This window comes from Streptomyces sp. Ag109_O5-10, assembly GCF_900105755.1.
Taxonomy (GTDB): Bacteria; Actinomycetota; Actinomycetes; order Streptomycetales; family Streptomycetaceae; genus Streptomyces.
In genome coordinates this window covers 5,475,608-5,488,654 of sequence record NZ_FNTQ01000001.1, presented here as the reverse complement: position 1 = coordinate 5,488,654, position 13,047 = coordinate 5,475,608, and the positions used below count along the sequence as shown (strand labels likewise).

Here is a 13,047-nt window from a genome sequence, read left to right as displayed (position 1 = left end):
GTGTGCGGTGGTCTCTCGGCGGTCGCGGTCAGTCGGTCGCGATCGCGTTCAGGATGTTCATGCGGCCCGCCCGGAACGCCGGGACCAGGGCGGCGAACAGGCCCACGAAGGCCGAGCCGACGAAGACGCCGATGATCGTCGGCCAGGGGATCTCCAGGACCTTCAGGCCCTGCAGGGCGAGCAGCTTCTGGGCGGTGGCGCCCCAGCCCATGCCCAGGCCGAGGCCCAGCAGGGCACCGAAGAGGGCGATCACCACGGACTCCATGCGGATCATGCGGCGCAGCTGGCGGCGGGAGAGGCCGATGGCCCGCGTCAGGCCGATCTCCCTCGTCCGCTCGACCACCGACAGGGCCAGGGTGTTCACGACACCGAGGACCGCGACGATGATCGCGAGGGCGAGCAGGCCGTAGATCAGGTTCAGCAGCTGACCGATCTGGTCCTTGAGCGCCTTCTTGTAGTCGGTCTGGTCGCGCACGGTGTACTGCGGGTAGTCGTGCAGCGCGGACTTGAGCGACTTGTACGCGGCGTCCTGCTGCCCGTCCTTGGCGGTGGCGAAGACCAGCTCGTCGAGGGGCATCTTGGCGGCGGGCACGTACTTGGCGAGCGTGCTGATGTTCGTGTACTTGGAGCCGGCGTCGATGAGGCCGTCGCTGCTGGTGATCGCCCGGACCGTCAGGTGGGCGGTGCGGCCGTCCTTGAACCTGACGGTGATCTTCGAGCCCAGGTGGATGGCGTGCGCCGTGGCGAACTTGTCGTACACGGACATCGAGTCGGGCAGGTAGGCGTCCTTGAGGTCACCGGCGACGGTCTTGGTGCGCAGGTCGGTCGCGTAGGTGGGGTCGGCCGCCGTGATGTCGGTGTCCTTGAGGGTCTTGCCGTCGGGCGTGGTGTAGTCGGCGGTGGTGGTGCGGTACTCGGTGACGCGGGCGAGTCCGGGGACGTCCTTGACGGCCCTGACCGCCTGCGGGGTGATCCGCTGGCCGCTGTCGGACTGGATGATGAAGTCCGTGCCGACGGTCTTGTCGAGCTGGTCGGAGGCGGAGGCGACCATGGAGGAGCCGACCACCGAGAGGCAGGCGACCAGCGCCAGTCCGATCATCAGGGCGGCACCGGTGGCGCCGGTGCGGCGCGGGTTGCGCAGCGCGTTGCGCTCGGCCATGCGGCCGACCGGGCCGAACATCCGCAGCAGGACCGCACCGAGGACCCGTACGACACCGCCGGCGAGCAGCGGGCCGATGACGACGAACCCGAGGAGGGAGAGGACGATGCCGAGGCCGAGCCAGGCCGAGCCCTCCTTGGCCTTGTCGGCGGCCGAGGCGAGGTAGAGCCCGTAGCCGCCCGCGCCGGTCAGCACGAGACCGATCAGGGCACGTATGCGGCCCGCCCGGGCGTCGGCGGGGGCGCCCGCGTCGCGCAGCGCGGCCATCGGGGAGACCTTGCCGGCGCGGCGCGCGGGCAGGTAGGCGGCGAGGACGGTGACGACGACGCCGAGGACCAGGCCGAGCACCGGGGTGGTCCAGGCGACCGTCAGGTCACTGGTCGACAGGTGCATGCCCATGGAGCCCATGAGCTTCATGAGGCCGACCGCGATGCCGACGCCCGCGCCGACGCCCAGGACCGAGCCGACCACGCCGAGCAGCAGGGCCTCGACGAGCACGGACCGGTTGACCTGGCGGCGGCCGGCGCCGATGGCGCGCATCAGGCCGATCTCACGGGTGCGCTGGGCGACCAGCATGGAGAAGGTGTTGATGATCAGGAAGATGCCGACCAGGAAGGCGATCCCGGCGAAGCCGAGCATCGCGTACTTCATGACGTCCAGGAAGCTCTCGACGTCCTTCTGGTTGGCGTCGGCGGTCTCCTTGGCGGTCTGCACCTTGTAGGCGGTGCCGAGTTCACCGACGACGTTCTTCTTCAGCTGCGCGTCCGTCACGCCGGTCGCGGCCGTCACGTTGATGTTCGTGAAGACGCCGGTGCGCCCGACGAGGGTCTGCTGGGCGGTCTTCGTGTCCAGGTAGAAGATCGCGGCACCGGGGTTGGTGACGGTGAAGTCCGCGATACCCGAGATCCTCGCGGTATGCGTGCCGACCGCGCTGATCACGCCGATCTCGTCACCCAGCTTCAGGTGGTGCTTGCCGGCGGTGTCGGCGTCCACCATGACCTGGCCGGAGTTCTGCGGTGCCGCACCCGAGGTGATCTTCATGGTGCGGGCGTCGTTGCTGTTCCAGCTGCCGACGATGGTCGGGGCGCCGCTGGACGGGGACAGGCTGTCCTTGTCCGCGTTCACGACGGTCACGGACGTCGAGAAGACCGTCCCCTCCGCCGCCTTGACGCCGTTCGCTGCGCGGACCCTGCCGACCACCGCGGCCGGCATGACCGGCGGCCTGCCGTTGTCGGAGGTGGTCTCGCCGGTGTCGGAGGCGCCCTTGGCGCTGACCGTCACGTCGGACGAGGTGGCCGCGAACAGCTTGTCGAACGTCGTGTTCATGGTGTCGGTGAACACCAGCGTGCCGCACACGAACGCCACCGACAGCAGGACGGCGACCGCGGAGAGGGCCATGCGCCCCTTGTGCGCGAAGAAGTTGCGCATCGAGGTCTTCAGGACGGTCATGACGTACGCCCCCGCGCGTCGAAGTCCTTCATGCGGTCCAGGACGGTCTCCGCGGTCGGCTTGAACATCTCGTCGACGATCCGGCCGTCGGCGAGGTAGAGCACGCGGTCCGCGTAGGAGGCGGCGACCGGGTCGTGCGTGACCATCACGATCGTCTGGCCCAGGTCGTCGACGGAGCTGCGCAGGAAGCCGAGGACCTCCGCGCCCGCGCGGGAGTCGAGGTTTCCGGTCGGCTCGTCGCCGAAGATGATCTCGGGACGGGCGGCGAGGGCGCGCGCCACGGCCACGCGCTGCTGCTGACCGCCCGAGAGCTGGGTGGGGCGGTGCTTGAGCCGGTCCGCGAGCCCCACGGTGTCGACCACGCGCCGCAGCCACTCCTTGTCGGGCTTGCGGCCGGCGATGTCCATGGGGAGCGTGATGTTCTCCAGCGCGTTCAGCGTCGGCAGCAGGTTGAACGCCTGGAAGATGAACCCGATCCGGTCCCGGCGCAGCTTGGTGAGCTTCTTGTCCTTCAGGCCGGTGATCTCGGTCTCGTCCAGGTAGATCTGACCGCTCGTCACGGTGTCGAGCCCGGCGAGGCAGTGCATCAGGGTGGACTTCCCGGACCCCGAGGGGCCCATGATCGCGGTGAACTGCCCGCGCATGATGTCCACGTCGACGTGGTCCAGGGCGACGACCCGGGTCTCTCCGGCCCCGTACGCCTTGACGACCTGCCGCGCCCGCGCGGCAACGGCCGTACGCCCTCCAGTACCCCCGTGCCTGGGAATGGTCACAGCCGATGTCACGGTATGTCTCCTAAGTCGGGCAGCGGAGGAACAGCGCTGTGCTGTGCGTCGCTGCGCGGTGGTTCGGTACGACGATGAGTCTCGCGGCCGGCGGGGTCGCTCCGCGCTGGTGCGGAGCCCCGTCTTGCCCGGGGGAAAACCCCACCCCCGCCGGTTCGGTCAACCGCCCCCCGGCGGCGTAAAGCCAGGTTAAGGACGGGCGGGGTGCCGTCTCGTCCTCCGGCGGTACGAACCCTCCCCGAGCCGTAGTACGGAGAAGCCCCTAGGGGACGTCCACCGCCGGGTGGAGTCCTTCTCGGGGTCGGCCTCCACCCACCGCCCCAGGAAGCGTCCACCCTTCCGCCGCGTGAGGGTCAAGCGGCCGCGCCCTCTCACCAGGTGGACGCGGACTCCCGCCGCGCCGGGACGGGTGGGAAGCTGTTGTGCGCGACATAGATACATGACGGGGTGCGGGGAGGGGATCCGGCGTGGAGCGGGAGAACGCGGAGACGGAGAAGAAGGAGACGGAGAAGAAGGGGAACGCGGAACCCGCGATACGCGCGGCGGCGCGCGGGGCCGGGACGGAGCGGCGGGGGGCCGTGGTGGCCGCCCTGATGCTCGCCATGGCGCTGGCCGCGCTCGACTCCACCGTCGTCTCGACCGCCGTACCCCAGATCGTCGGCGACCTCGGCGGCTTCTCGGTCTTCTCCTGGCTCTTCTCCGGCTACCTGCTCGCCGTCACCGTCACGCTGCCGGTGTACGGCAAGCTCTCCGACACCTTCGGCCGCAAGCCGGTGCTGGTCGCGGGCGCCGCGGTGTTCCTGCTCGGGTCGCTGCTGTGCGCGGTGGCCTGGAACATGGCCGCGCTGATCGCGTTCCGGATCGTGCAGGGCCTCGGCGGCGGGGCGCTGCAGGGCACCGTGCAGACCCTTGCCGCCGACCTCTACCCGCTCAAGGACCGCCCGAAGATCCAGTCGAAGCTGTCCACGGTGTGGGCGGTGTCCGCGGTCGCCGGGCCGGGGCTCGGCGGGGTACTGGCCGCGTACGCGGACTGGCGGTGGATCTTCCTGATCAACCTGCCGATCGGCGCGGCCGCGCTCTGGCTGATAGTGCGTCACCTCCACGAGCCGAAGCGCGCGCCGCGCACGCCCCCGCGGGTGGACTGGGCGGGTGCGCTGGCGGTCTTCGCGTGCGGAGGCGTCCTGCTGACCGCGCTCGTACAGGGCGGGGTGGCGTGGGCGTGGTGGTCCGCGCCGTCGTGCGCGCTGTTCGCCACCGGGCTCGCGCTGGCGGGGCTCGTGGTGTGGACCGAGCGCCGGGCGGCCGAGCCGATCATCCCGGGGTGGGTGTGGCGGCGCCGCACGATCGCGGCCGTCAACCTCGCGCTCGGCGCGCTGGGCCTGCTGATGGTGGCGCCGACGGTGTTCCTGCCGACGTACGCGCAGTCGGTGCTCGGGCTCGCGCCGGTGGCCGCCGGGTTCGTGCTGTCGGTGTGGACGCTGAGCTGGCCGGTCTCGGCGGCCCTCAGCCAGCACGTGTACCGGCGGATCGGCTTCCGCGACACCGCGCTGCTCGGCATCGGCGCGGCCGCGCTGATCCTGTTCGCGTTCCCGTTCCTGCCCTACCCGGGATCGGCCTGGCAGCCGACGCTGCTCATGCTCCTGCTGGGGGCCGCGCTGGGCCTGTTCCAGCTGCCGCTGATCGTGGGCGTGCAGTCGACGGTGGGCTGGGCGGAGCGGGGCACGACGACCGCGTCGGTGCTGTTCTGCCGGCAGACCGGCCAGACGATCGGGGCGTCGGTGTTCGGCGCGGTCGCCAACGGGGTCCTGGCCGCCCGGCTGGGCGGCGCGGGCGACCTCGACTCCGTCACCCGCGCGCTGGACGACGGAACGGCCCCCGAGGCCACCCGGCACGCCATCGCGGACGCGGTCCACGCGGTGTACTTCGGGGCGGCGTGCGCGGCCGCGGTGGCGTTCGTGGTGCTCCTGTCGGTGGCACCGCGACGCTTCCCGGTCCTCAAGGACTGACTCCCGTCCCGGAGTTAACGCGGGTAACACCCGAGGTCAGACACGTTCGGGTGCAGTAAGCGCGTACCCGCCCGCCAGTTGCCGAAAATGCCCACACGCCCCGGATACCTGCGAGTAACGTGCGTCCCCCGCTCCCTCCTCTCCCTGCGTTCCGCCGCCACGGACCCGAGCCACGCAAGGAGCACCGGGATGGCCCACGACCTTTCCGACCCAGCCGACTCCGGCGCCCCTTCCGACCCGTCCCCGCACGGACCGGCACACCTCACCTACCCCTGGCAGCCACTGCCGCCCGAGCCGCCGAGACCCCGCCACGTGCCGCACCGGGAGCCGGTCGGACACCACAGCGACCTGCGGCTGCTGCGCGGCGCCTACCGCCTCCGGCGGCGCACCGCCACCCTCACCGCGCTCGGCTACTTCACCCTGTTCCTGGTGCTGTCGGCGTTCGCCCCGGGCCTGATGACGAGCACGGTCGCCGACGGCGTACCCGCGGGCCTGTTCCTCGCCCTCCTCCAGCTCCCCGTCACCTGGCTGGCGATCGCCCTCTACGAGCACTCCGCGCGCCACCACGTCGACCCGCTCGCCGACCGCATCCGCCGCACCGCGGAACTGGACGCCAGGCGCGGGGCCGTACGGTGACCGGCTTCAGCGGCTCCGCCCAGTCCATGTCACTGGTCGCCTTCACCGTCGTGGCGACCCTCACGCTCCTGCTGTGCGTGCTGACCGGCCCGGACCGCGACGACCTCGACGAGTTCTACACCGGCTACGGCTCCCTCTCCCCGCTCCGCAACGGCCTGGCGATCGCCGGCGACTACATCTCAGGGGCCGGCGTCCTCGCCACCGGCGGCGTGATCGCCCTGTGCGGCTACGACGGCGTCGTCCTCGCCCTCAGCACGGCCCTGTCACTGCTCCTGCTGATGTTCCTGCTGGCCGAACCGCTGCGCAACGCGGGCCGGTTCACCATGGGCGACGCGCTGGCCCGCCGGATGCCCGGCCGCAGCGTACGCATCGCGGCCTGTGCGGTGACCGTCGCCGCCCTGCTGCCGCTGATGCTGGTCCAGCTCGCCGGCGCCGGACAGCTGATGGCCTTCGTCCTCGGCTTCTCCAACAGGGCCGTGCAGACCGGCTGCGTCATCGGCCTCGGCGCCCTGATGATCAGCTACGCGGCCATCGGCGGCATGAAGGGCACCGCCCTCATCCAGATCCTGAAGATCGTGATGCTGCTCGGTTCCGGCACCGTGGTCGCCCTGCTGGTCCTGCACCGCTTCGCCTGGGACCCCGGTGCCCTGCTCGCCGCGGCGGCCCGGGGCAGCGGCGTCGGAACCGCGTACCTGCGCTCCGGCCTCCAGTTCACCGGCGGCCCCGCCCCGCGCCTCGACATGATCAGCTCGGAGCTGACCGTCGTCCTCGGCGGCGCCTGCCTGCCGCACATCACCATGCGCATGTACACCGCCTCCAGTGCCCGCCAGGTCCGCCGGTCGATGTCCTGGGCGGTGTCGTGCGTGGCCCTGTTCGTGCTGGTCGTCAGCGTCGTCGGCTTCGGCGCCACCGCCCTGGTCGGCCGCGCCGCCGTCACCGCCGCCGACCCGCAGGGCAACACCGCCTACCTGCTGGGCGCCCGCGCGGCCTTCGGCACCGGCGCCTCGACGGTGGAGAGCCTGCTCTTCACCACCGTCACCACGGCGATCTTCCTGACCCTGCTCGCCTCCGTCGCCGGCATGATCCTCGCCTGCGCCAACTCCCTCGCCCACGACGTCTTCGCGACCCGCGTCCAGGAGATGCCGGCCCGCCGCGAGATGACCGTGGCCCGCGTCTCCGCGCTCGCCACGGGGGTCCCCACGATCCTGCTGGCGACCCTGGTCCAGCACCACAGCCTGCAGCCCCTGATCATCCTCTCCTTCTGCGTCGGCGCCTCCGCCCTCGCCCCCGCCCTGGTCTACGGCCTCTTCTGGCGCCGCTACACCCGCACCGGCCTGCTGTGCACCCTGCTCGGCGGCACCCTCACCGTGCTGCTCCTGATGCCCGGCACCAACCTGGTCTCGGGCTCGCCGGCCGCCGCCTTCCCGCACGCCGACTTCAACTGGTTCCCCTTCACCACCACCGGCCTCGTCTCCATCCCGGCCGGGTTCTTCCTGGGCTGGCTGGGGACGGTGGCCTCCGGGCGGAGCCGGGCCGTGGAGCAGCGCCGGCAGTACGAGGCGGTGGAGGGGTGGATCCTGGCGGGGGCGGTCCGGCGGGGCGGCTGAGGGCGCGGCGGGCGTGCGGCAGGAGCTCGGCGGGCGCAAGCGGGGGGAACGGCAGGAGCGCGGCGGGCGCAAGCGGGGGGAACGGCAGGAGCGCGGCGGGGGGACAGCAGAGGGCGGCCGGGGGCAGCCGGGCGCGCTATTCCGCGGCCGCGCGCCCTGTCAGGGTCACGAGGCTGTCCCGCATGTGGTCCATGTGCGCCTGAACGTCGTCCCAGGTCTCGCCGTGCTCGCGCAGCACCCGCTCGGTCTCCCGCGCGATCTGCTCCTCGCGGGCCTTGGCCTCCGCGAGAACCTCGCGGGCACGCTCCTCGGCCTCCTCCTCGGAGCGGCGCGCCGACTCCCGGGCCTCCTCCAGGGCCCGTTCCGCCTCCGCCAGGGCGGCCTCGGCGCGCGCGATGCGTTCGGCGTTGTGCGCGTCGACCGCGGCGGCGCGCGCGGCCTCCTCGCGCTCCTCCTCGGCCCAGCGTTCGGCGTGCTCCTTGGCCAGTTCGGCGAGCATCCCGGTGGTGCGCTGCCGTACCTCGCGCAGGGCCGAAAGCGCCTCGCCCCGCTGCTCCTTGACCTCCAGGCGGGCACTGATGCGGATGTCGTCCGCCTCGGCGCTCGCCGCGAGGAGCAACTGGCGGGCGCGTTCCTCGCTGTCCGCACGGAGCGCGTCGGCCCGCTCCCGCACCGCGTCGCACTCACCGTCGGCGCGCGCCGCGGCCTCCACGACGCCCTCCGTCAGCTCGCGGCGGGCGCCCTCGCGCAGGGTCTTCGCCTCCTCCACCACGAGCCGGAAGATCCGGTGCGCGCGGTCCCCGAGCGCCTCGTACGTCTGCGGCGGAAGCTCCTCGACCACAGCGCGCATCCGCTCGGCCTCCGCCTCCATCTCCTTGGCGAGCACGGTGAGCCGCGCGGCACGCTCCCACGCCGCGTCCCGCTCCTCACCGAGCTCCACCATGAACGTCTCGACCTGGTCGGGGCGGTAGCCACGCCCCCGGACGGTCACGAACTCGTACGGCGACATCGATGCGCTGCTCACCTGGAACCCCTCTCCGCCGGACCCGCACGAAATGATGATTTCGCGGATATCTTGATGGATCGGACGTAAGTGTTCATAACGCGACACTCCGCATGGCGCGCCGGAAACACCGCACATCGCCCCAGGCGGAGGGAAGCGCATCGGGGGGCGCGCAGGCTCAGCCGCGCGCCCTTCGGTAGCGGGTCAGCACCGTCGCGCCCACGCGTTCCGCGGACAGGCACTCCAGTTCGGCGGGCGGGCCACCGGCCGGGAACAGCGGCCGGCCGGTGCCGAGGACGGTGGGGAAGGTCAGCAACCGGTACTCGTCGACCAGGTCCGCGTCCGCCAGGGCGTGGACGACCCCGATGCTGCCCATGACGATCACGTCCCGCCGCTCGGTCCTGACGGCGTCCAGGAGATCCCCTTCGAGGAGACGGGAGTTCGCCCACGCGGACACGTCGGCCGCGTCGGACGCGGTGCGGGAGGCGACCAGCTTCGGCGCGGCGTTCAGGCGCGTGGAGAAGGGGTCGTCCCGGCCCGGCCACAGACGGGCGAAGGCCTGCCAGGTGGCATGCCCGAGCAGGACGACCCCCTCGTCCAGGGTGCGGCCCAGACCGAACCGGTCCCCCGCGATCTCCTCCCGGCCGAAACGGAGGATCCAGCCGCCGTACGGCGTGCCCCCGGAGCCGTCGGGGTCGGACACGATCCCGTCCAGGGTGGTGAACTCGATGACGACAACGCTCATGACGGTTGTCCCTTCGCTCGATGGTCACCGGTACATACCGGCGGCACCGGGCGGACTCATCGGCGCCGGCTGACTTTTCTCCCCCGGCTCCCGACCGGCCCTCAGCCGGCGGCGGAAGGCCGCGCCGGCGCGCACGCCGCCAGCACGCGCGGGTCCGTGAACACCACGTTGCGCGCGATCCGGCCACCGGTGACCGTGAGGACCTGCACGGAGTGCAGCCGGTGCCCGCCCTCCGGCTCGGGGGCGTACGCGGCCAGCGCGGGCTGTCCCCCCGCAGTGAGGGAGCCCACCCGCCAGCCGGTACCACGCAGCCGGAACACCCGCTCCATGAAACGGCCGTAGTCGCCACGCCCCCGGTACCACAGCGGCACCGGCGGCATCTCCAGCACCGCGTCGTCGGTGAGCAGCCGCACCAGCGCCGGCACGTCGGCCGCCTCGAACGCCCGCTGGTACCTCAGGACCGCCGCCCGCACCCCGGGATCGTCCGGCTCGCTCACCTCGTCCGCCCCGGCCGCCTCCCCGAGCGCCGCACGCGCCCGCTGCAACGCGCTGTTCACGGCCGGCACCGAGGTGTCCAGCTGGTCGGCGACCTCGGCGGCACTGAACTCCAGCACCTCGCGCAGCACCAGCACCGCCCGCTGCCGCGCGGGCAGCAGCTGCAGCGCCGCCACCAGCGCGAGCCGCAGATCCGCACGCGCCTCCACGTCGAAGCGCGCGTCGGAGAACGGCTCCAGCCACGGCACGTCGAGCGCCGGTGTGAGCGGCGCCTCCGGATCCGTACCCGGCGCCCCGAGCCCCGACGGCAACGGCCGCCGCCCGCGCCCCTGGAGCGCCGTCAGGCACACGTTCGTCGCGATCCGGTACAGCCAGGTCCGCACCGAGGCCCGCGCGGGGTCGTAGCGCTCACGGGCCTTCCAGGCCCGCAGCATGGTCTCCTGCACCAGATCCTCGGCCTCGTGGAACGAGCCCAGCATCCGATAGCAGTACGCCACCAACTCGCCCCGGTACGGCTCGAAGTCCATCCGCCCATCATGCCCGCGCGGTACGACAACGCGGCACGCGCGCGTGAGGGCCGGCCCGGCCTCCCGACCCGACCGGCCCCCGTACGGCCGTCCTGCCCCCGCGCTACAGCAGGCCGTCCCACATCTGCTCGAGCAGCACCGACCACCAGCTCTCCGGCGAGCCGAGCGCCGCCGGGTCCAGGGAGGCCAGCTGGGCCTGGAAGTCGACGGTCCAGCGGCCCGCCTGCTCCTGGTTCAGGCCGAACCTCAGCCGCCACATCCGGCCCAGCAGCGCCAGACAGCGGGCGAACTCCGGCAGCCCCGTGTTCACGAACTGCGGCGGCACCGACGCCCCGCCCGGCCCCGCCTCCACGGGCACGGCCACGATGTTCGCGGTGCCGTACTGCACACAGACCGCCTTGCCGAAGTCGGTCCCCATCACGAGGTACGACGCCGCGTCCGGCGCCGGCTGCAACCCGCGCTCCTGCGCCAGCTCCGCCAACGTCGGCACCGGCCGGCCCGGCTGCGCCTGCGCCCAGAAGAACGGCCCCATGTCCAGCGGCAGCCCCGCCGCCACCAGCGTGTGCGCCACGACCGGCGGCACGCCCTGGCGCGACACCGCAGCCTGCTCGAACCGGAACACCCCGGGACCGAACGCCGCCGCCAGCTCTTGCGCGACCGCCTCCGGCGGGATCGGCGGCGCCGCCTGCACCTGCGACAACGGCGCCCGCACCGGCGCGGGCCGCGCGGGACCCGCCGCCACCTGGTGCAACTCGCCCTGGTGCGCCAGCAACTGCCGCATCCCCTGCTGCCGGCTCGCGTGATCCGTGCCGTACGGCGCGATGCTCGCCAGCCGAGCCTGCGGCCACTGCTCCCGGATCATCCGCGCACAGTACGCACCCGGCAGCTCACACGGCTCCAGCTCCGTGTGCAGCTCCAGCACCTGGTCCGGCGGCACGTTCATGGCCCGCAGCTCGTGGAAGATCTGCCACTCCGGGTGCGGCGTGCCGGGCGCCGAACGCCGGATCAGCTGCTGCTCCGAACCGTCCTGCGCCCGGTAGCGCAGCACCGCCTGATACCCCGGACCGACCGTCGGCTGGCCTTGCTGCGGGTAGCCGTAGGCCGGCGGCTGCTGCCCCGGCACGGGCCGACCGGGCACGGGCTGACCGGGCGGCGGCATCGCGCCCGCCGGCACCGGCGGCGGCATCGCACCCGCCGGCACCGGCGGCGGCATCGCACCCGTCGGCACCGGCGGCGGCATCTGCGGGGCGCCCGGCGGCCTGCCGGGGGCGGGCGGAGCGCCCACCGGAGGCGCGGACAGCACCGTCTCCGCTTGGTGCACCGCCGCGCCGCCCGGACCGCCGGCGGAGCCGTGCGCGGGGGCGTGGGAGGCCCGGGAGGCGCGGCGGGGGCGCCCGGAGGCTGCTGCGCGCCGCCGCCCATCCCGCTCGGGTCGGCCAGCACCGTGGCCGCACGGTGAACGTCGCCCGGCGGCGGACCACCCGGAGCACCGGGCGTGTTGGGCGAGTTGGGGGCGCCCGGCGGGGTCTGCGCGCCCGGTGCCCGAGCCGGGCCCTCGGGCCCCTTGGCACCCGGCGCCGAAACCATCTGCGTCGGCGCATAGCCACCCACGGGCGGCTGCGGCGCGCCCCCGAGATGGACGCCCGGCGCTCCCGGCACACCCGGCGGCGGAGGCGGCGCACCGGCCCCGCCACGCGCCCTGCGCGGAGGAGGCGCGGCCCGGCTCGTCGCGGCGTCCGCAATGTCACTGGCGTTCGGCGCGAGCGGCTGTCCGGGAGCCGCCGGAGCCTGCGGGTAGCCGTAGGAGGACGCGGGCGGCGGCGCGGGCGCCTGCGGGCGCGACGGCGCACTCGGCCCGGGCGTGCCGGGAGCCGCCGGCCCCTGCGGGTAGCCGTACGAAGGGGCGTCCCGCGGAGTCGGCAGAGGCGTGCCGCCCTGCGCACTCACCTCGTCCAGCGCCGGATTCACCGCCGTGCGCGGCAGTTGGCTGCCGCCCGCCAACAGCGCCGTCTCGGCCTCCCCCAGGGCCCCGTCGTCGGCATCGCCCAGCGGCGGCGCGAACACCGTCGCCGGCAACGGGACGGAACGGTCCTCGCCGGCATCGGCGTTGGTGTCGGTACCGGCCCAAGGAGTCCCACCCGGAGCCGCCGGCACCCCGGTCTGCGTCTCGGCGAGCCCAACGGAACCGGCGCCGGAGCCGGGAACCGGACCAGTGCCCGCACCGGCCGGCACCCCGTCACCCCCCGGCCGCCGATCCGGGACACCCAGCTTGTCCGCCGCCTCCTGGAGCCACTCCGGCGGACTCAACAGGAACGACGTCTGGTTCAGGTCCACCCGGGCCGCGGGCGCCGGCACCGCGTCGGCGACCTCCGCCTCACGGCCGTACTCCTCCTCGTACCGGCGGACCACCTCGCCCACCGGCAACGCGGGCCACAGCGTGGCCTCACCGCTGTCACGGGCGATCACCAGCCGCTGCCCGCCCCCGTCCGACCGCGGACCCTCCGCACGGTCCTCGCCCCACACCACGAACCCGAGACCGAACTCCCGCACCCGCACCTCACGATGCTGGTACGCCGGAACGTCACCGTTGATCCACTCTTCCGCGCGCTCCTGCGCCTGCGCGAACGTCACCATG

The 13,047-nt window shown here is 73.2% G+C and carries 8 protein-coding genes and 1 pseudogene; 3 read left to right on the top strand and 6 right to left on the bottom strand.

The annotated features are described in order from the left end of the window. Positions 1–28: 28 nt before the first annotated feature. On the bottom strand, positions 29–2,608 hold the full coding sequence (locus tag BLW82_RS25190; protein WP_093501979.1) for an ABC transporter permease: 2,580 nt from the start codon (positions 2,606–2,608) through the stop codon (positions 29–31). Continuing rightward, on the bottom strand, positions 2,605–3,393 hold the full coding sequence (locus BLW82_RS25185) for an ABC transporter ATP-binding protein (RefSeq protein ID WP_093501978.1): 789 nt from the start codon (positions 3,391–3,393) through the stop codon (positions 2,605–2,607). Before BLW82_RS25185 ends, BLW82_RS25190 begins: the two co-directional genes overlap by 4 nt. Before the next feature lie 533 nt (positions 3,394–3,926). Here BLW82_RS25185 and BLW82_RS25180 point away from each other — a divergent pair. The 3 genes from BLW82_RS25180 to BLW82_RS25170 all read left to right on the top strand — a co-directional run bounded on the left by BLW82_RS25180 (position 3,927) and on the right by BLW82_RS25170 (position 7,642). Continuing rightward, positions 3,927–5,399 carry an MFS transporter gene (locus tag BLW82_RS25180; RefSeq protein WP_093508253.1) on the top strand — a complete coding sequence of 491 codons (1,473 nt, stop codon included), beginning with the start codon at positions 3,927–3,929 and terminating at the stop codon, positions 5,397–5,399. 189 nt (positions 5,400–5,588) lie between these two features. Continuing rightward, positions 5,589–6,035: a DUF485 domain-containing protein gene (locus BLW82_RS25175; RefSeq protein ID WP_093501976.1), complete on the top strand. Its 447-nt coding sequence runs from the start codon at positions 5,589–5,591 to the stop codon at positions 6,033–6,035. Further along, complete coding sequence (locus tag BLW82_RS25170; protein WP_177233061.1) at positions 6,032–7,642, top strand: sodium/solute symporter; 1,611 nt, start codon at positions 6,032–6,034, stop codon at positions 7,640–7,642. Before BLW82_RS25175 ends, BLW82_RS25170 begins: the two co-directional genes overlap by 4 nt. A gap of 136 nt (positions 7,643–7,778) precedes the next feature. Here the strand turns inward: BLW82_RS25170 and BLW82_RS25165 are convergent, their stop codons facing one another. From BLW82_RS25165 to BLW82_RS25150, 4 genes and pseudogenes are all read right to left on the bottom strand, one after another. Further along, positions 7,779–8,666, bottom strand: coding sequence for a cellulose-binding protein (locus BLW82_RS25165; RefSeq protein ID WP_371131399.1), 888 nt, complete (start codon positions 8,664–8,666; stop codon positions 7,779–7,781). A gap of 157 nt (positions 8,667–8,823) precedes the next feature. Continuing rightward, positions 8,824–9,390 carry a dihydrofolate reductase family protein gene (locus BLW82_RS25160; RefSeq protein ID WP_093501973.1) on the bottom strand — a complete coding sequence of 189 codons (567 nt, stop codon included), beginning with the start codon at positions 9,388–9,390 and terminating at the stop codon, positions 8,824–8,826. Positions 9,391–9,491: 101 nt separating this feature from the next. Beyond that, on the bottom strand, positions 9,492–10,412 hold the full coding sequence (locus BLW82_RS25155) for an RNA polymerase subunit sigma-70 (protein WP_093501971.1): 921 nt from the start codon (positions 10,410–10,412) through the stop codon (positions 9,492–9,494). A 103-nt stretch (positions 10,413–10,515) separates the two neighbouring features. Next, positions 10,516–13,046 (bottom strand): annotated as a pseudogene (locus tag BLW82_RS25150) (SUKH-4 family immunity protein). Between the last annotated feature and the right edge of the window lies 1 nt (position 13,047).

Bases quoted from the DNA above. Each gene is read 5' to 3' on its own strand.
- BLW82_RS25155 (WP_093501971.1), bottom strand. From the start codon at position 10,412: ATGGACTTCGAGCCGTACCGGGGCGAGTTGGTGGCGTACTGCTATCGG.
- BLW82_RS25160 (WP_093501973.1), bottom strand. From the start codon at position 9,390: ATGAGCGTTGTCGTCATCGAGTTCACCACCCTGGACGGGATCGTGTCC.
- BLW82_RS25190 (WP_093501979.1), bottom strand. From the start codon at position 2,608: ATGACCGTCCTGAAGACCTCGATGCGCAACTTCTTCGCGCACAAGGGG.
- BLW82_RS25175 (WP_093501976.1), top strand. From the start codon at position 5,589: ATGGCCCACGACCTTTCCGACCCAGCCGACTCCGGCGCCCCTTCCGAC.